The organism is Azospirillum sp. UENF 312511, assembly GCF_058780635.1.
Genome location: NZ_JBSNCG010000003.1, coordinates 1,972,364 through 1,989,585, shown reverse-complemented (window position 1 = coordinate 1,989,585; position 17,222 = coordinate 1,972,364). Strand labels below are relative to the sequence as shown.

Sequence of the window (17,222 nt, the reverse complement as noted above, 5' to 3'; positions counted from 1 at the left end):
CGCCCCCGGACGGGCCGGCGCCAGCGGACGGGCGTAAGATACCGTTGCGTACGCGGACTTGACGCGCCGCAAGGCGCGTACATGCTAAGGCTGATCCGCCTTCATCTCAGGCCAACCACATCAGGACCGACGATGCGCCGAGTTCTCGCTGCCGCCCGGACGACCGCCGTTTTGGCCCTCCTCGCGCTGACGGCGCCGGTCCAAGCGGAAACGGTCACCGTCCCCGCCCTGAAGCAGTTCGGCGAGCCGGAGTTCAAGCCGGGCTTCACCCATTTCCCGCACGCCAACCCCGAAGCGCCAAAGGGCGGTTCGATCACCCTGGCCGCGCAGGGCAGCTTCGACAGCCTGAACCCGATCATCCTGCGCGGCGTCACCCCGCGCACGCTGGGGCTGATCGCCGACTCGCTGATGGTCGGCTCCGGCTGGGAGATGGACGCGGCGTACGGGTCGTTGGCGGAATCGGTGGAGTTGCCCGACGACAAGAGCTGGGCCGTCTTCCATCTGCGCAAGGACGCGCGCTGGCACGACGGCGTGCCGGTGACCGCCGGCGACGTGGTCTTCGCCTGGGATTCCATCCAGGCGCACGGCAACCCATTCCTGAAATCCTTCCTCGACCGCGTCGCGGCGGTGGAGGCGGTGGACGAGCATCAGTTGAAGATCACCCTGAAGACCACCGGGGAGATGAAGCCGATCATCGACTTCGCCACCAGCATCGCCCCCCAGCCCGAGCATTGGTGGACCGCCAACGGGCGCGACATCTCCAAGACGACGCTGGAGCCGGTGCTGGGCAGCGGCCCCTACCGCATCAAAACCGTCGATCCCGGCCGCTCCATCACCTACGAGCGGGTGGCCGACTGGTGGGGCCGCGACCTGCCGACGGCGCGCGGCTTCTACAACTTCGACAGCGTGAAGGTCGATTACTACCGCGACGATGACGTGATGTTCGAAGCCTTCAAGGCCGGTGCCTATGACTTCCGCACCGAGCACCGGGCGCAGCGTTGGACCATCGGCTACGACTTCCCCGCGGCAAAGGACGGCCGGGTGAACCACGTCGAGGTGAAGAGCGACCTGCCGCTGGGCGCCCAGGGCTTCCGCCTGAACACCCGCCGCGCCAAGTTCGCCGACCCGCGGGTGCGCGAGGCGCTGGGCTATCTGTTCGACTTCGAATGGATTCAGAAGAACATCCTGTACGGCCAGTATCTCCGTACCACCTCCAACTTCCCCAACTCCGACTTCGGCGCCAAGGGGCCGCCGACGCCGGATGAGCTGGCCCTGCTGGAGCCCTTCCGCGCCCAGTTGCCGGAGCGCGTCTTCACCACCCCCTTCGAGCCGCCGAAGACCGACGGCAGCGGCAACAACCGCAACAACCTGCGCGAGGCCATGCGCCTGTTCCGCGAGGCCGGGTGGGAGCTGAAGAACGGCCGGATGACCAGCGCCAAGACCGGCGAGGTGCTGAGCATCGAGTTCCTCGACGGCACCGGCGCGCTGACCCGCGTGATCCAGCCCTACGTGGAGGCGCTGCGCAAGGCGGGCATCGACGCGGTGCTGCGGGTGGTCGACACCGCCCAGTTCCAGGCGCGCACCGACGAGTTCGACTTCGACGTGGTGGTGGCGAACTTCAATTTCTTCACCCCGCCGGGAACCGAGCTGCGCAGCTATTTCGGCTCCGCCGCCGCGGACGTCCGGGGATCGGCCAACTACGCCGGCATCAAGGAGCCGGCGGCTGACGCGATGATTGAAAAGGCGCTGGCGGCGAAGGATCTGGCGTCGGTCCAGGCGGCGACCCGCGCGCTCGACCGCGTGCTGCTGTGGGGCTTCTACATGGTGCCGCACTGGTACAACCCGGACAACTGGATCGCCTACCGGACGACGCTTGGCTTCCCGGAGAAGACGCCGAAATACGACCTGGGCTTCCGCAACAGCGGCTTCCCCGAGGCGTGGTGGGTGAAGCCCTGATCGCCTGTTCAGCCCCTTAAAGCCGAGGCTCCGCCTTGATTGTGACACAAGGGAGACCCTACCTTACCGGAAACAATAAGGACCGAGAGGGCATGAGGAAGACCGGTAAAGCGATCCTGGCCGCGGTCATGTGTCTGTATCTGGCGGAACCCTTCGCCACGGCGCGTGCCCAATCCACCCAGCCGGAAGCCGCCCTGAAAACCGGGGGGCACGCCGTCACGGCCCATGGGACGCCCAAATACGGGCCGGACTTCCAGCATTTCGACTACGTCAATCCCGACGCCCCCAAGGGCGGCGAGATCAAGCTGGCGACCTACGGCAGCTTCGACAGCCTGAACCCCTTCATCCTGCGCGGGTCGACCGCCGCGGGGGCCAGCCTGCCCTTCGACACGCTGACGGTGGAGAGCGGGGACGAGGTGCTGACCCGCTACGGGCTGCTCGCCGAGACGATCACCGTCGCCGAGGACCGGAGCTGGGTGCGCTTCACGCTGCGCCCGCAGGCGCGCTTTCACGACGGTGCGCCGATGACCGCCGACGACGTGGTGTGGAGCTTCGAGACGTTGCGCGACAAGGGCCACCCGCTCTACCGCACCTACTACGCCGACGTGGTGAAGGCGGAGAAGACGGGGGAACGCGCGGTCACCTTCACCTTCCGCGACGGCGGCAACCCCGAACTGCCGGTCATCATGGGCCAGCTGCCGGTGCTGCCGAAGCATGTGTTCGAAGGAAACGGCTCCGGGGTGCGCGACTTCGCCAGCACCACGCTGGACCCGATCGTCGGCAGCGGCCCCTACCGGATCGTCGAGGTGCAGCCCGGCCGCTCCCTCGTCTTCGAGCGGGTGACCGACTGGTGGGCCAAGGACCTGCCGGTCAGCCGCGGGCGCTACAACTTCGACCGCATCCGCTTCGACTATTACCGCGACCTCGACGTGGTGTTCGAAGCCTTCAAGGCCGGGGCCATCGATTTCCGGGTGGAGCATTCGTCGAAGAACTGGGTGACCGGCTACGACGTGCCCGCGGTCCGCGACGGCCACATCGTCCGCGAGGAGATCAAGCACCAGGACCCGCAGGGCATGCAGGCCTTCGTCTTCAACAGCCGCCGCCCGGTCTTCGCCGACCGCAAGGTGCGCGAGGCGTTGAATTATCTGTTTGATTACGAATGGACGCGGGCGAACCTGTCCTATGGTCTGTTCCAGCGCACCAAGAGCTTCTTCTCCAACTCCGAACTCGCCTCCACCGGTCTGCCCTCGCCGGAGGAGTTGAAACTGCTGGAGCCCTTCCGCGGCAAGGTGCCGGAGGAGGTCTTCACCAAGCCCTTCGAGCCGCCGCAGACCGATGGGTCCGGCAACATCCGCCCGAACCTGCGCACGGCGCTGTCCTTGCTCAAGGAGGCCGGGTGGGAGCTGAAGGGCAACAAGCTGCTGAACGCGAAGACCGGCGAGCCGATGCGCTTCGAGATCCTGCTGGTGCAGCCGGACATGGACCGCATCGTCCAGCCCTTCGTCCGCAACCTGGAGCGCGCCGGGATTGAGGCGGCCATCCGCGTGGTGGACACCGCCCAGTACCAGAACCGGATCGACCGCTACGACTTCGACATGGTCATCCAGCGCATCCTGCAATCGACCTCGCCCGGCAACGAGCAGCGCGACTACTGGCAGGCGGCCCGCGCCGACCAGCCGGGCAGCCGCAATCTGGCCGGCATCAAGGACCCGGTGGTCGACGCGCTGATCGACCGGGTGATCCAGGCCCCCGACCGCGAGAGCCTGATCACGGCGACCCGCGTGCTCGACCGCGTGCTGCTGTGGGGCTGGTACGTCATCCCGCAATGGCACGACGACGTGCGGCGCGTTGCCTATTGGAACCGTTTCTCCCATCCGGCGGTTGCGCCCAAATACGGCTTGGCCTTCACCGACACCTGGTGGGTCGATCCCGACAAGAACGCGAAGCTCGCCAACACGGCCCGCCGCGCGGCGCCCTGAGACGGCAAACAGAAAGGCGAACCCGCGCGATGCTGGCCTACATCATCCGCCGTCTGCTGCTGATCATCCCGACGCTGTTCGGGATCATGGTCATCAACTTCCTGATCGTGCAGATCGCCCCCGGCGGTCCCATCGAGCAGATGATCGCCCGCGTCCAGGGCACCGCGGTGGAAGCGACCGCCCGCATCGGCGGCACCGGCGGCGGCGAGACCGGCGGTCCGGCGGCGCAGCAGGCCCAGGGCGGCGACACCGGCAGCCGCTACCGCGGCGCCCAGGGGCTGGACCCGGAATTCATCAAGCAGCTCGAGAAGGAATTCGGCTTCGACAAGCCGCTGCACGAGCGCTTCATCCACATGATGTCGAACTATCTGATGTTCGATTTCGGCAAGAGCTATTTCCGCGACCGCAGCGTCGTCGATCTGGTGATCGAGAAGATGCCGGTGTCGATCTCGCTGGGCATCTGGACGACGCTGATCGTCTATCTGGTGTCGATCCCGCTGGGCATCGCCAAGGCGGTGCGCGACGGCCAGCCCTTCGACGTCTGGACCTCCGGCGTGGTCATCGTCGGCTACGCCATCCCCAGCTTCCTGTTCGCCGTGCTGCTGATCGTCGTCTTCGCCGGCGGACGCTATTTCGACCTGTTCCCGCTGAGGGGGCTGGTCTCGGACAACTGGGCGAGCCTGCCCTGGTGGCAGCAGATCCTGGACTATGCGTGGCACATGGTGCTGCCGGTGCTGTCCATGGTGATCGGCGGCTTCGCCGGGCTGACCATGCTGACCAAGAACTCCTTCCTGGAGGAGATCAACAAGCAGTATGTCGTCACCGCCCGCGCCAAGGGGCTGGCGGAGCGGCGGGTGCTCTACGGCCACATCTTCCGCAACGCCATGCTGATCGTCATCGCCGGCTTCCCCGGCGCCTTCATCGGCATCCTGTTCACCGGCGCCCTGCTGATTGAGGTGATCTTCTCGCTGGACGGGCTGGGGCTGCTGGGCTTCGAGGCGGCGATCAACCGCGACTATCCGGTGATGTTCGGCACGCTGTACTTCTTCACGCTGCTGGGACTCATCATGAACCTCGTCGGCGACGTGACCTATGTCGCCGTCGATCCCCGCATCGACTTCGAAGCGCGGAGGGTGTGATGCACCTCGAAACATCCGCATTTTCCCCCTCTCCCCCCGGGGAGAGGGTTGGGGTGAGGGGGTTGCGCTTTTGCCGGACGCACCGCCACGCACAACCCCCTCACCCTCCCCTCTCCCCAGAGGGGAGAGGGCAAATGCCCGTCGGAGGGGGTGCCCATGAGCGGCGACCGCTTCCTCGGCCTGCGCGTCACGCCGCTCACCCGGCGGCGGCTGGCGAATTTCCGGGCGAACCGGCGGGGCTTCTGGTCCTTCTGGATCTTCCTGGTGCTGTTCACCCTGTCGCTGGGCGCGGAGTTCATCGCGAACGACCGCCCTCTGCTCATCAAATACGACAACGCGCTCTATTGGCCCGTCTTCACCGCCTACCCGGAGACCACCTTCGGCGGCGAGTTCGAGACGGAGACCGATTACCGCGACCCCTACGTGCGCCAGCTGATCGAGGAGAAGGGCTGGATCGTCTGGCCGCCGATCCCCTACGGCTACCGCACCATCAACTACAACCTGCCGGTCCCCGCCCCGGCCCCGCCGTCCGCCGACAACTGGCTGGGCACCGACGACCAGGGGCGCGACGTGGTGGCGCGGCTGATCTACGGCTTCCGCATCTCCGTTCTGTTCGGGCTGGTGCTGACCGCCTTCTCCTCGGTCGTCGGCATCATGGCCGGGGCGGTCCAGGGCTATTTCGGCGGCATCACCGACCTGCTGTTCCAGCGCTTCATCGAGATCTGGCAGGGGCTGCCCACCCTGTTCCTCCTCATCATCCTGTCCAGCGTGGTGACGCCGAACTTCTGGTGGCTGCTCGGCCTGCTGCTTCTGTTCTCCTGGACCTCGCTGGTCCATGTGGTGCGGGCGGAGTTCCTGCGGGCGCGCAACTTCGACTATGTGCGCGCCGCCCGCGCGCTGGGCGCCACCGACGCGACGATCATGGTGCGCCACGTGCTGCCCAACGCCATGGTGGCGACGCTGACCTTCCTGCCCTTCATCCTGAACGGCTCCATCACCACGCTGACGGCGCTGGACTTCCTGGGCTTCGGCCTGCCCCCCGGCTCCCCCTCGCTGGGCGAGCTGCTGGCCCAGGGCAAGGCGAACCTCCAGGCGCCCTGGCTGGGCCTGACCGCCTTCTTCGTGCTGGCGATCATGCTGAGCCTGCTGATCTTCATCGGCGAGGCGGTGCGCGACGCCTTCGACCCGCGCAAGACCATCGGCCAGCTCTCCACCGCCACCGGGACCGCCAACGAGGCGGGCGCGGTGGCGCAGAAGGCCGCGGAATGATGTCCCCGACGACCACCAGCCCAAGAAGGCGGAACCGCCCATGACCGACATGACGACCAATGGGACCGACGATCTCCTCCAGGTCCGCAACCTGCATGTCGAGTTCCGCTCGGGCGGCGGGGCGATGCACGCGGTGAAGGGCGTGTCCTTCGACATCGCCAAGGGGGAGACCCTGGCGCTGGTCGGCGAGTCCGGGTCGGGCAAGTCGGTCACCGCCCTGTCGATCCTGCAACTGCTGCCCTACCCCATGGCCCGCCACCCGCATGGCTCCATCCGCTTCCGCGGGACCGAGCTGGTGGGGGCGGAGGAGAAAGTGCTGCGCGACGTGCGCGGCGACCGCATCGCGATGATCTTCCAGGAGCCGATGACCTCGCTGAACCCGCTGCACAGCATCGAGCGGCAGATCAACGAGACGCTGTTCCTGCACAAGGGCCTGTCCCGCGCCGCCGCGCGCAAGCGCACGCTGGAGCTGCTGCGGCTGGTCGGGCTGCCCAGCCCGGAAAAGCGGCTGAATGCCTACCCGCACGAGCTGTCGGGCGGCCAGCGCCAGCGCGTGATGATCGCCATGGCGCTCGCCAACGAGCCCGATCTGCTGATCGCCGACGAACCGACCACCGCGCTGGACGTCACCATCCAGGCGCAGATCCTGGAACTGCTGAAGGACCTCCAGCGCCGCTTCGGCATGGCGCTGCTGCTCATCACCCACGATCTGGGCGTGGTGCGCAAGATGGCCGACCGGGTCTGCGTGATGAACCAGGGGGAGATCGTCGAGCAGGCCGAAGTCGCCGACATCTTCGCCCGCCCGCAGCATCCCTACACGCGCAAGCTCCTGGCCGCGGAGCCGAAGGGCGACCCGCTGACCCCGCCCGCCGACGCGCCGGAAGTCATGGCCGCCGACAACCTCAAGGTCTGGTTCCCCATCAAGAAGGGCCTGCTGCGCCGCACCGTCGATCACGTCCGCGCCGTGGACGGCGTGTCGGTCAACGTGCGGCAGGGGCACACGGTCGGAGTAGTCGGCGAGTCCGGTTCCGGCAAGACGACGCTGGGCCTCGCCCTGCTGCGCCTGCACGCCAGCGAGGGGGCGATCCGCTTCGACGGCAAGGACATCCAGGGCTGGCAGGCGAAGAAGCTGCGTGGGCTGCGGCGGGAGATGCAGGTGGTCTTCCAGGACCCCTACGGCAGCCTGTCGCCCCGCCTGTCGGTCGGCCAGATCATCGGCGAGGGGCTGACCATCCACGGCATCGGCTCCGGCGCCGAACGCGATGCGATGGTGGCGAAGGCGCTGGAGGAGGTGGGGCTCGACCCGTCCAGCCGCCACCGCTACCCGCACGAGTTCTCCGGCGGCCAGCGCCAGCGCATCGCCATTGCCCGCGCCCTGGTGCTGAAGCCGAAATTCGTGGTGCTGGACGAGCCGACCAGCGCGCTCGACATGTCGGTGCAGGCGCAGATCGTCGATCTGCTGCGCGACATCCAGGCGCGCAACAACCTCGCCTACCTCTTCATCAGCCACGACCTGCGGGTGGTGCGGGCGCTCAGCAGCCACGTCATCGTCATGAAGGACGGCAAGGTGGTGGAGCAGGGCCCCACCCGCCGCATCTTCGAGGAGCCGCGGGAGGAATACACCCGCGCCCTGCTCGCCGCCGCACTGAACCTGGAAGCCGTCAAGTCCGACGCCGTGCGGATGTAGCGCAATCGCATTCAATGTCCCCTCTCCCCTCTGGGGAGAGGGTTAGGGTGAGGGGGTTGCGCTTGTGCCGGACGTACCTGCCACGCCCATCCCCCTCACCGGCTCTCAGCGGATGCCAGAGGCATCCGCCTGCCGCCGTCAGCGCTGGCTTTCAGCCAGCGCGAGAGGCCCTGCGGGCCACCCTCTCCCCAGAGGGGAGAGGGCTATGAGGGTCAAGTGCGATTGCCTTGGCTCCGCGGGCGCTTCGCCTTCGTATTGCCGGGTGGCGCCTTCGGCCGATGCGGCGGTGCCTTCGGGGATTCCCGCCCCGGCACCGGCACCTCGCGCCATTGGCCGGGCGCCAGACCGTCCAGCGTCCAATCGCCGATGGACCAGCGGATCAGCCGCAGGGTCGGGAAGCCGACCGCGGCGGTCATGCGGCGCACCTGACGGTTCCGCCCCTCCCGCAGGGTCAGGGCAATCCAGCTCGTCGGGATGGCGGCGCGGAAGCGCACGGGCGGGTCGCGCGGCCACAGGCTGTCCGGCTCCTCCATCCGGCGGGCCTCGGCGGGTAGGGTCGGCCCGTCGTTGAGCGTCACCCCATCGCGCAGGCGCTGCAGCGCCTCCTCGGTCGGGACGCCCTCCACCTGCACCCAGTAGGTCTTGGGCAGCTTGTGCTTCGGCGAGGCGATGCGGGCGATCAGCGCGCCGTCGTCGCTCAGCGCCAGCAGCCCCTCGCTGTCGCGGTCCAGCCGCCCGGCGGCGTAGACCCCCTTCACCGGCACATGGTCGGCCAGCGTCGGGCGCCCCTGCTCATCGGTAAACTGGGGCAGCACGCCATAGGGCTTGTTCAGCAGGATCAGACGGGGCACGGTTGGCTCGAACGGGTTTGAGACGAACAACGACAACACTACAGGGGTTTGCACCGTGACGCTGCTTTTCTGCTCCACCACCGACCGCTCCGACCGCTGGCTGAGCGAGCTGGACGCCCGCCTGCCCGGGCTGGAGGTGCGGGTGTGGCCCGAGATGGGGGACCCGGCGGACATCGAAATGGCGCTGGTGTGGAAGCCGCCGCACGGGCTGCTCGCCACCCTGCCGAACCTGAAGCTGATCGTGTCGCTGGGCGCCGGGGTGGAATCGCTGCTGCTCGACCCCACCCTGCCCGAGGTGCCGCTGGTCCGCATGGTGTCGGAGGGGCTGACGGTGGACATGGCCGGCTATGTGGCGCTCCAGGTGCTGCGCTGGCACCGGCTCCTCGACGAGTACAAGGCGCTCCAGCAGGCCGGGCGGTGGGAGCCGCTGGACCCCTGCCCGGCGTCGGAGGTCAGCGTCGGCATCCTGGGCATGGGCGAGCTGGGCATGGCCTCGGCCAAGACGCTGCTGAGCATGGACTACCGCGTGCTGGGCTGGAGCCGCACGCCGAAGACGCTGCCGGGGGTGGAAAGCTTCTCCGGACCCGACGGGCTGGTGGCGATGCTCGGGCAGTGCAACCTGCTGGTCTGCCTGCTGCCGCTGACGGCGGAGACGCGCGGCCTGCTGAACCGCAAGCTGTTCGCCGCTCTGCCCAAGGGGGCGGTGGTCGTCAACGCCGCCCGCGGCGGGCATCTGGTGGAGGACGATCTGCTGGCGGCGCTGGAGAGCGGGCACATCGCCGGTGCCAGCTTGGACGTGTTCGCGGAGGAGCCGCTGCCCGCCGGCCATCCCTTCTGGACCCACCCGAAGGTGCATGTGACGCCGCACGTTGCCGCCGTCACCCATCCCTCGCGCTCCGCCGCGGTGGTGGCCGAGGCGATCACCGCGTTCCGCGAGGGGCGCCCCCTGCCGAACCTCGTAGACCGCAGCCAGGGCTATTGAAAACGGCGGCGGTCAGGCAGGCACCACCACGGGTCCGGAGGCGCCCAACTGCGCCTCCAGCCGCGCCTTGGCGGAGGCAGCCACCTCCTCCTCGGCGCGGATGACCGCCATGTCCTCCGGCGCAACGGCGCCCGCAGCGACCACCAGCTCGGCGAAATCGGACAGGAATACGCTGCCCTTCACGGTGCGCTGGACGAGGACGCTGCGCTTGTCCTCGACGTCGCGCTTGCGCTTGATAAAGCCGAGTAGCGACAGCCGGTCGAGCGCGCGGGTCACCGCGGGCTTGGAGATGTTCAGCGTCGCCGCCAGACCGCGCACGGTGTGCGGCGGATCGGTCAGATAGACCTGGAGCATGATGGCCATCTGCCGCGCCGACAGGTCCGGCCCATCCTGCCGGACGCTGGCGATCAGAGCCGTCCGCCACAGGCCGAGCGCTTTCAGGTTCCGTGCCATGTTTTCCCCCCGTGCCGCGTCCCTTGCCCCGAAGGCCCCCGCATTCGGAACGTGCGGCGAAGGAGTGTCCCCCAACCCGGCCCGGACAGGCAAGCGTTTCGCAGCCGGATCGATCGGTCAGGGTGTCGCGGGAGGCTCACGCCCAGTCGGGCGGAGGCGGCTGGCGGCGGATGTGATGAACCCGCAGGATCTCCAGTTGGGCATCCATGTCATTGGACACCGTCACCCGATAGACGATCCGATAAGGAAGATCGGACAGCTTCCGTTCCCGCGTGCCTGGAAAAATGCCCGGCTTGCCAATGTTGGCCGCTCGGCGATCAGCGCCACAGACTGACGGATGCGCTGCGCGATGCGCACTGCGGCGGCGGGATTGTGCTCGCGGACGTAACGGGAAATGTCGTCGATGTTTCGAAGGGCACCGCGCAGATAGCGGACCTTCACTGCGCCCTCAAAGGCTGGCCGAAAGAGGCAAACGCGTTTTCGACCTCGTCGTCACTGGCGAAGTCACCCTCATCGGCATCGGCGACAGCCCGGCGGATGTCCTCGAACGCCTCACACTGGTCGGCAAGGTAACTCTCGACCGCGCGCTCGACATGCCAAGCCGGATCGTGCGCCGTCGCCCGCGCAAGTCGGTCGAGCGCTTCGGCTGTCTTTCCATCCACGCGAATGGTCACGGATACCGGTTCGGACATCGGTGCGCCCCGCTGGGGTGAATGCTGGAGAAAGGGTATGCGGCTCCAATATGGCTTTCAAGGGCCATGGAGATTCCTGTCGATCGGTCAGGGTGTCGCAGGTGGAGGAGTGTATCGCGGGGGCAGGCGCCCCCTCCCTCACCCTCCCCCGCTGACGCAGGGGAGGGAACTCCGCTGGCTTCGGACAACGCCCTCCCCTGCGCAGCTCTCGCGCAAACCTTTGGTTTGCGCTGACGCGGCAGGCGGACCTTTGGTCCGCTGAGAGCTGGGGAGGGGGGGCACCTCGTCGGGAACCCGCTCAGTAAATCAACTCGTTCTCGCCGCTGCCTTCGGAGATGACGATTTCGCCACGGGCCGCCAAGTCCTTGGCGAGCTGGACCATGTACATCTGGGACTCGTCCACCTCGCGGACGCGGACAGGGCCCATGGCGGCCATGTCCTCGCGCAGGATCTTCGCCGCGCGTTCGGACATGTTGGAGAAGAACAGGTCCTTCAGCGTCTCCGACGCGCCCTTCAGGGCGGTGGCGAGCTTCTGCTTGTCGACGCTGCGCAGCAGGGCCTGGACGCCGGAGGGGTCGAGCTTGGACAGGTCCTCGAAGGTGAACATCAGCGACTTGATGCGCTCGGCGCTGTCGCGGTTGCGTTCCTCCAGGGCGGCCATGAAGCGGTGCTCGGTCGTGCGGTCCAGGCCGTTGAAGATTTCCGCCAGCATTTCGTGACTGTCGCGGCGGCTGGTGCGGGCGAGGTTGGTCATGAACTCGGTGCGCAGCGTGCGCTCCACGTCGTCCAGAACCTCCTTCTGCACGGCCTCCATGCGCAGCATGCGCATGATGACCTCCATCGCGAAGCTCTCCGGCAGCTGGGTCAGCACGCGGCCGGCGTGTTCCGGGCGGATCTTCGACAGCACCACCGCCACGGTCTGCGGGTATTCGTTCTTCAGGTAATTGGACAGGACCGATTCGTTGACGTTGGCCAGCTTGTCCCACATGGTGCGGCCGGCCGGACCGCGGATCTCCTCCATGATGGAGTCGACCTTGTCCTTGGGCAGCGTCTTCAGCAGCAGGCGTTCGGTGGAGTCGAAGGAACCAACCAGCGAGCCGGTGGCCGACATCTGCTCCGCGAATTCGACGAACAGGCGCTCGATCAGGTTGGCGGAGACGGTGCCGAGGTTCGCCATCACCTGCGACAGCTCCTTGATCTCCTCGTCGTCCATCATCGCGAACAGCTTGGACGAATGCTCCTCGCCCAGCGCCAGCATCAGGATGGCCGCCTTCTCCGGACCGGTGAGGGTGCGATAATCCTCACGAACCTTCAGCGCCATGTATCCGCCTCCAAAAACCCGGCCGGCACCCGAGTCCACCGGTCCTACCCGAAGGTTTTAGTCCTTTCCGAATCGGCACGCCACCCCCGCGACGCCCGCGGGGGTGACAATTTTAACCATATGCCGGTTGTTGGAGCGGTCTATCACAGAACTGGCCGGCACCACTGCCGGCCGGTCACCCGAACCGCTTGGCGATGACGGCATAGGCCGCGCGCAGGCCCAGCGCCTCGCCGCCCTCCGGGCGTCCGGGGCGGGCGCCGCTGTTCCAGGCGAAGGTGTCGAGATGCGCCCAGGGCGTGTCCTTCGACACGAACTCCTGGAGGAACAGCCCGGCGGTGATCGCCCCCGCCATGCCGTTGCTGGTCACGTTGTTGAGGTCGGCCACCTTGCTGTCCAGCCCCTTGCGGTAGGGCGCCCACAGCGGCAGGCGCCACAGCGGGTCGCTCTGCTCCTCGCCGGCGGCCAGCAGGTCGTTGGCGAGGGCGTCGTCGTTGGCGAACAGCGCCGGCAGGTCCGGCCCCAGCGCGACGCGGGCGGCTCCGGTCAGGGTGGCGAAGTCGACCAGCAGGGCGGGCTTCTCCGAATCCGCCTCGGCCAGCGCGTCGCACAGGATCAGCCGGCCCTCGGCGTCGGTGTTGCCGACCTCCACGCTCAGCCCCTTGCGCGTCTTCAGCACGTCCATCGGCTTGAAGGCGTTGCCGGAGATCACGTTCTCCACCGCCGGGATCAGAACGCGCAGCCGCACCGGCAACCCCGCCATCATCACCATTCGGCCCAGCGCCAGGGCGTGCGCCGCCCCACCCATGTCCTTCTTCATCAGCAGCATGCCCGACGACGGCTTGATGTCCAGGCCGCCGCTGTCGAAACAGACGCCCTTGCCGACGATGGTCACCTTCGGGTGCGTCGGGTTGCCCCAGCGCAGGTCGATCAGCCGCGGCGCGCGCGGACTGGCCCGGCCCACCGCGTGAATGGCCGGATAGTCACGGTCGAGCAGGTCGTCGCCGACGATCACGTCCAGCCCGGCCTCGAATTCCTCCGCCACGGCATGGGCCACCTCGGCCAGTTCCGCCGGGCCGAGGTCGTTGGCCGGCGTGTTGACGAGGTCGCGCAGCAGATAGGTCGCGGTGGCGGTGCGCTGCACCTCGCCCTGGTCGGCGTGCTTGGGCCAGACGAGGTTGGCGAAGGACTTCTCCGACGCCTTGTAGCGTCCGAAGCGGTAGCTGCCCAGCGCCCAGCCCAGGGCCAGACGGGTGGCAGCGCGGCGGTCAAGCGCGGCGTCCACCGCCTCATCCAGCTGGTAGTTCCCCGGCGGCAGGCCGCTGGGAAGACCGGCGAGACCCCACAGGTCGTCCAGCGCCGACACGCCGGCCAGCACGCGGGCGACCGCCCCGCCCTCCCCCGGCAGGAAAGCCCCCGGCAAAAAGGCAATGGTGCCGGCCTCCGCCGTGAAGTTCACGGCCTTCACCCAGGCCGCGGTGGCGGGCGGCTGACCCTCCAGCCACGTGGCGAGGCCGGCCTTGTTCAGCGGGGTGATGGTCACGGTGCCGGGACCGGCCGTGGCGAGCAGGGTGGCGAGCAAGGCGGGCGTCCTTCGTCAGGAAACGGAAACAATGAAGGAAAGCATGGCGCGCCGGGGCGCCCCTGAAAAGGGGGATTGCGTGCCGGCTTGCCGCAAGGTCGCGGGACAGGCATGCTCCGCCCCCCCTCCTTTCGCTCCCGAGGCGCACCCATGGACGACCTGACGCTGGTCATCGGCAACAAGGCCTTCTCCTCCTGGTCCCTGCGGCCCTGGCTGGCGCTGAAGCGGACCGGCCGGCCCTTCCGGGAGATCATGATCCCGCTGCGCCAGCCCGACACCGCGGACCGCATCGCCGAGCATTCGCCCTCCGGCCGGGTGCCCTGTCTGCGGCACGGCGATCGGGTGATCTGGGATTCGCTGGCAATCTGCGAGTATCTGGCGGAGTCCTTCCCCGAGGCCGCCCTCTGGCCAGCGGACGCCCACGCCCGCGCGGTGGCGCGGTCGGTCTCGGCGGAGATGCATTCGGGCTTCGTCGGCCTGCGCACCCACATGTCCATGGACCTGAAGGCCTTCCGCCCCGGCGTGGGCCGCAACGCCGAGAGCGAGGCCGACATCGCCCGCGTCTTCACCCTGTGGCGCGACACGCGCGCCCGCTTCGGAGCGGGCGGCCCCTTCCTGTTCGGCGACTTCTCCATCGCCGACGCCATGTACGCGCCGGTGGTGACGCGCCTCCTCACCTACGGGGTGGAGATGGACAGGACGTGCGGCGACTACGCGCGGGCGGTGATGGAGCTGCCGGCCATGGTGGAGTGGGTGGACGCCGCCAAGGCGGAGCCGTGGGACCTCTACGCCGACGAACGGGACCCGCAATAGGACGACATCAGGGCGTCGCCCCGCCCGTCGGCTCGTTGGCGGCGTTGCCGATCAGCCCGACCTCGCGGTAGTAGCGCTCGGCGCCCGGATGCAGCGGGACGGAGACGTTTGCGACCGCCTTGGTGGCGTCGAAGCTGCGCCCCTTGGGGTGGCCCTCGATCAGCAGGCGGCGGGTGTTCTCGTGCCACAGCGCCTTGGTGACGCCGTGGATCAGGGCGGGGTCGCGGTCGGCGCGGACCAGCAACTCCGCCCCCACCCCCAGCGTATGGACCTCCGGCACGCCGGGATAGGTGTCGGCGGGGATGATCTGGTCCATGTAGAAGCGCTGGCGGATGCGCAGCCGGTCGGCCATGTCGCCGTCGAGCGGGATCAGGCGGATCGGCTCGCGGTTCGCCACATCGGTCACCGCCGCCACCGGAAAACCGCCGACCATGAAGAAGGCGTCCAGCTCCTTCTTGGCCAGCCGGTCCGCTGCGGTGCCGGGCTTCAGGTAGGCCGGGGGCCGCAGTTCCCCCTCTTTCACGCCGAAGGCGTCGAGGATCGCCCGCGCCTCCACCAGCACGCCGGAACCCTCCTCCCCCAGCGAGACGGCCTTTCCCTTCAGGTCGGCCACGCCGTGCAGGTCGCTGTCGGCGCGCACGACGAGCTGGATCGCCTCCGCGTAGAGCATACCGATGGAGCGCAGCCCTTCGAAGGGCGCCTTGCCGTGGAAGATGCCGGAGCCGGTGTAGGCCCAATAGGCGATGTCGGCTTGGGACATCCCGGCCTCGACCGCCCCCGAGCGCAACAGCTCGATGTTCTCCACCGAGCCGAGCGTGGCCTGGGCCACCGCGATCAGCCCCGGCACGCCGCAGCTTCCTCCGCGGTCGCAGGGGCGCGAGCCGGGCGGGTTGGAGATGGCGTTGGCGATCAGCCCGCCGATCGGGAAATAGGTGCCCGACGTGGTGCCCGTGCCGATCCGGAAATAGCGGATGTCCTGCGCCACGGCACCCCGCGGCAGCAGGCCCAGGAGAGCGCCCCCGGCGATGCCGGCCAACACATGGCGGCGGCTGGGAAGGCCCTGGGGGGAAAGGCGGGCGTCGGAAAGGCGGGGGTTGGCTCCTGCGCGCGGCACCGGCGGGTCCACCTTTCCTGCTGGCCAGCCGTTCCGGCGGCATGGGCCATCGGCGGCGTGTGTTGGACACGCTCTTACAAGAATACCCGCAGCCCGGCTTTTTCAAGGCGTCGGGGCCTTAAAAGACGCCCGCCAGATCAAGAACCCCGGCGAGTGCTACCGCGCCGCCACACATTTGCACGACCCGGCCCGACGCCGCCTGTCCCACCGCCACCGACAGGCCCAGCCCGGCGCCGATGACCAGCAGCACGCCAGACGACAGCCCGGCCCAGAACAGCGGCCCGCCCATGTGCACATAGCCGTGGAAAGCCCCCGCCGCGGCGACCGTCAGCACCCCCAGCGCCAGCGGCACCTTCAGTCCGAAGGCGACCAGCCCGCCCATCAGGATCAACGACGCCGACAGCCCTTCCGCGGCGTAGGGCAGACGGATGCCGATCTGCGCGGCCAGCCCGGCGGCCAGCACCGCGGTCAGCGCCGCCACCGGAAGCTGCCAGACGGAAGGGCCGCCGTTCTGCCCGCTCCACAGCCCGATGGCGAGGAAGCCGAGCAGATGCTGCAGCACCCACACGGGTTCGGTCAGGCCGGTGCCGAACGGCCCGGTCACCGTCATCCGCGCCAGCGCGGGCGCGGCACCGGCGCCGATCAATGCGAGCGCCAGAAGAACCGACCGGATCGCCACCATCCCCCACCCCTTTTCCCCAACGCCTCTGCCCAGCACCGGGCCGGTATGGCCGCTGCGCGGGGTGGGGTCAAGTGACCAGGGTGGCGGGCTTCAAGAACCGGGAGATCAGTAACCCAGGGGGCCAGGGCCGTACTGGCGGAGGTCCTGCTGCTTGCGGAGCAGGTCGCGCTGCTGCAACGGGTCGAGCCGGCCCATGGCGTCCTCGGTGCGCAACCGGTCGACCTCCGGACTCATCAGGTCGCGCTTGGCGCGGTCGGTCAGCCCCTGGGTGGAGCCCGGCTCCGGCAGGGCGGGGGTGGCCGGCTGGTCGATGGGCGGCGGCGGCGGGGACGAACTGCCGCGGCGACGCACCGGCGGCGGCTGGTTGGGCGTTTGCGAGGCGTCGGAGAGCTTTTGCGGCGGAGCGGGTGCAGGCTCCGGCCGCGGTGCGGGAGTCGGGCGGGCATTCTCCTCCGCCTGAATCTGGCGCAGCGTCTTCAGCCCGCCGCCTTGCGCGGACACCGGCGGGGCCGCCTGGGCCCGTCCCGGCATCTCGTCGTGCACATCCGGCGCGCAGGCCCCCAGCGCAAGGGCGGCGAGCGCCACGGCGACGGGCAGGAACACGGCGGTGGGGCGGATCGGTGTCATACCAACCATGTCGTGTTCCGCGGAGACGGGACAAGGCCCTCCCGGCGATCTCCCCCTTCTTGGTGAGGCCATAAGGGG

The 17,222-nt window shown here is 68.6% G+C and carries 16 protein-coding genes; 7 read left to right on the top strand and 9 right to left on the bottom strand.

The annotated features are described in order from the left end of the window. Positions 1-132 precede the first annotated feature (132 nt). The 5 genes from ACWPN7_RS20790 to ACWPN7_RS20770 all read left to right on the top strand — a co-directional run bounded on the left by ACWPN7_RS20790 (position 133) and on the right by ACWPN7_RS20770 (position 8,030). A complete protein-coding gene (locus ACWPN7_RS20790) occupies positions 133-1,956 on the top strand; it encodes an extracellular solute-binding protein (protein WP_459195990.1) in 1,824 nt (607 codons plus the stop codon). Positions 1,957-2,048: 92 nt separating this feature from the next. Further along, positions 2,049-3,935: an extracellular solute-binding protein gene (locus ACWPN7_RS20785; RefSeq protein ID WP_492273431.1), complete on the top strand. Its 1,887-nt coding sequence runs from the start codon at positions 2,049-2,051 to the stop codon at positions 3,933-3,935. 29 nt (positions 3,936-3,964) lie between these two features. Then, on the top strand, positions 3,965-5,074 hold the full coding sequence (locus tag ACWPN7_RS20780) for a microcin C ABC transporter permease YejB (RefSeq protein WP_114861849.1): 1,110 nt from the start codon (positions 3,965-3,967) through the stop codon (positions 5,072-5,074). Between the two features lie 156 nt (positions 5,075-5,230). After that, entirely contained in the window at positions 5,231-6,343 is a 1,113-nt protein-coding gene (locus ACWPN7_RS20775; RefSeq protein ID WP_149648333.1) for an ABC transporter permease, read from the top strand. Positions 6,344-6,392: 49 nt separating this feature from the next. Continuing rightward, the gene (locus ACWPN7_RS20770; protein WP_451992915.1) at positions 6,393-8,030 is read left to right on the top strand and encodes an ABC transporter ATP-binding protein; all 1,638 of its coding nucleotides are present in this window, start codon (positions 6,393-6,395) and stop codon (positions 8,028-8,030) included. 212 nt (positions 8,031-8,242) lie between these two features. Here ACWPN7_RS20770 and ACWPN7_RS20765 read toward each other — a convergent pair whose 3' ends face one another. Next, entirely contained in the window at positions 8,243-8,881 is a 639-nt protein-coding gene (locus tag ACWPN7_RS20765; protein ID WP_149648332.1) for a pseudouridine synthase, read from the bottom strand. 55 nt (positions 8,882-8,936) lie between these two features. On the opposite strand from ACWPN7_RS20765, the gene ACWPN7_RS20760 reads away from it, so the two are divergent. After that, a complete protein-coding gene (locus tag ACWPN7_RS20760) occupies positions 8,937-9,863 on the top strand; it encodes a 2-hydroxyacid dehydrogenase (RefSeq protein ID WP_459195992.1) in 927 nt (308 codons plus the stop codon). A 12-nt stretch (positions 9,864-9,875) separates the two neighbouring features. On the opposite strand, the gene ACWPN7_RS20755 is transcribed toward ACWPN7_RS20760, so the two are convergent. The 5 genes from ACWPN7_RS20755 to ACWPN7_RS20735 form a co-directional block, all read right to left on the bottom strand. Continuing rightward, positions 9,876-10,316, bottom strand: coding sequence for a MarR family transcriptional regulator (locus ACWPN7_RS20755; RefSeq protein ID WP_038526155.1), 441 nt, complete (start codon positions 10,314-10,316; stop codon positions 9,876-9,878). 222 nt (positions 10,317-10,538) lie between these two features. Continuing rightward, positions 10,539-10,757: a type II toxin-antitoxin system RelE/ParE family toxin gene (locus ACWPN7_RS20750; protein ID WP_149648330.1), complete on the bottom strand. Its 219-nt coding sequence runs from the start codon at positions 10,755-10,757 to the stop codon at positions 10,539-10,541. Beyond that, the gene (locus ACWPN7_RS20745) at positions 10,754-11,008 is read right to left on the bottom strand and encodes a CopG family ribbon-helix-helix protein (RefSeq protein WP_038526152.1); all 255 of its coding nucleotides are present in this window, start codon (positions 11,006-11,008) and stop codon (positions 10,754-10,756) included. The genes ACWPN7_RS20750 and ACWPN7_RS20745 overlap by 4 nt, the downstream gene beginning before the upstream one ends. A gap of 298 nt (positions 11,009-11,306) precedes the next feature. Next, entirely contained in the window at positions 11,307-12,329 is a 1,023-nt protein-coding gene (gene fliG, locus ACWPN7_RS20740; protein WP_014239388.1) for a flagellar motor switch protein FliG, read from the bottom strand. 175 nt (positions 12,330-12,504) lie between these two features. After that, the gene (locus ACWPN7_RS20735; RefSeq protein ID WP_456524171.1) at positions 12,505-13,908 is read right to left on the bottom strand and encodes a leucyl aminopeptidase family protein; all 1,404 of its coding nucleotides are present in this window, start codon (positions 13,906-13,908) and stop codon (positions 12,505-12,507) included. 150 nt (positions 13,909-14,058) lie between these two features. Here ACWPN7_RS20735 and ACWPN7_RS20730 point away from each other — a divergent pair, with 150 nt between their 5' ends. Then, entirely contained in the window at positions 14,059-14,721 is a 663-nt protein-coding gene (locus tag ACWPN7_RS20730) for a glutathione S-transferase family protein (protein WP_456524170.1), read from the top strand. A 7-nt stretch (positions 14,722-14,728) separates the two neighbouring features. On the opposite strand, the gene ACWPN7_RS20725 is transcribed toward ACWPN7_RS20730, so the two are convergent. From ACWPN7_RS20725 to ACWPN7_RS20715, 3 genes are all read right to left on the bottom strand, one after another. Further along, positions 14,729-15,835, bottom strand: a complete 1,107-nt coding sequence (locus tag ACWPN7_RS20725; RefSeq protein WP_459195993.1) for a TAXI family TRAP transporter solute-binding subunit — start codon at positions 15,833-15,835, stop codon at positions 14,729-14,731. A 118-nt stretch (positions 15,836-15,953) separates the two neighbouring features. Next, complete coding sequence (locus ACWPN7_RS20720) at positions 15,954-16,517, bottom strand: HupE/UreJ family protein (RefSeq protein ID WP_014239383.1); 564 nt, start codon at positions 16,515-16,517, stop codon at positions 15,954-15,956. 105 nt (positions 16,518-16,622) lie between these two features. Further along, on the bottom strand, positions 16,623-17,153 hold the full coding sequence (locus ACWPN7_RS20715; protein WP_014239382.1) for a hypothetical protein: 531 nt from the start codon (positions 17,151-17,153) through the stop codon (positions 16,623-16,625). Between the last annotated feature and the right edge of the window lie 69 nt (positions 17,154-17,222).

Bases quoted from the DNA above. Each gene is read 5' to 3' on its own strand.
- ACWPN7_RS20790 (WP_459195990.1), top strand. From the start codon at position 133: ATGCGCCGAGTTCTCGCTGCCGCCCGGACGACCGCCGTTTTGGCCCTC.
- ACWPN7_RS20785 (WP_492273431.1), top strand. From the start codon at position 2,049: ATGAGGAAGACCGGTAAAGCGATCCTGGCCGCGGTCATGTGTCTGTAT.
- ACWPN7_RS20780 (WP_114861849.1), top strand. From the start codon at position 3,965: ATGCTGGCCTACATCATCCGCCGTCTGCTGCTGATCATCCCGACGCTG.
- ACWPN7_RS20775 (WP_149648333.1), top strand. From the start codon at position 5,231: ATGAGCGGCGACCGCTTCCTCGGCCTGCGCGTCACGCCGCTCACCCGG.
- ACWPN7_RS20770 (WP_451992915.1), top strand. From the start codon at position 6,393: ATGACGACCAATGGGACCGACGATCTCCTCCAGGTCCGCAACCTGCAT.
- ACWPN7_RS20755 (WP_038526155.1), bottom strand. From the start codon at position 10,316: ATGGCACGGAACCTGAAAGCGCTCGGCCTGTGGCGGACGGCTCTGATC.
- ACWPN7_RS20745 (WP_038526152.1), bottom strand. From the start codon at position 11,008: ATGTCCGAACCGGTATCCGTGACCATTCGCGTGGATGGAAAGACAGCC.
- fliG (WP_014239388.1), bottom strand. From the start codon at position 12,329: ATGGCGCTGAAGGTTCGTGAGGATTATCGCACCCTCACCGGTCCGGAG.
- ACWPN7_RS20730 (WP_456524170.1), top strand. From the start codon at position 14,059: ATGGACGACCTGACGCTGGTCATCGGCAACAAGGCCTTCTCCTCCTGG.
- ACWPN7_RS20720 (WP_014239383.1), bottom strand. From the start codon at position 16,517: ATGGTGGCGATCCGGTCGGTTCTTCTGGCGCTCGCATTGATCGGCGCC.
- ACWPN7_RS20715 (WP_014239382.1), bottom strand. From the start codon at position 17,153: ATGGTTGGTATGACACCGATCCGCCCCACCGCCGTGTTCCTGCCCGTC.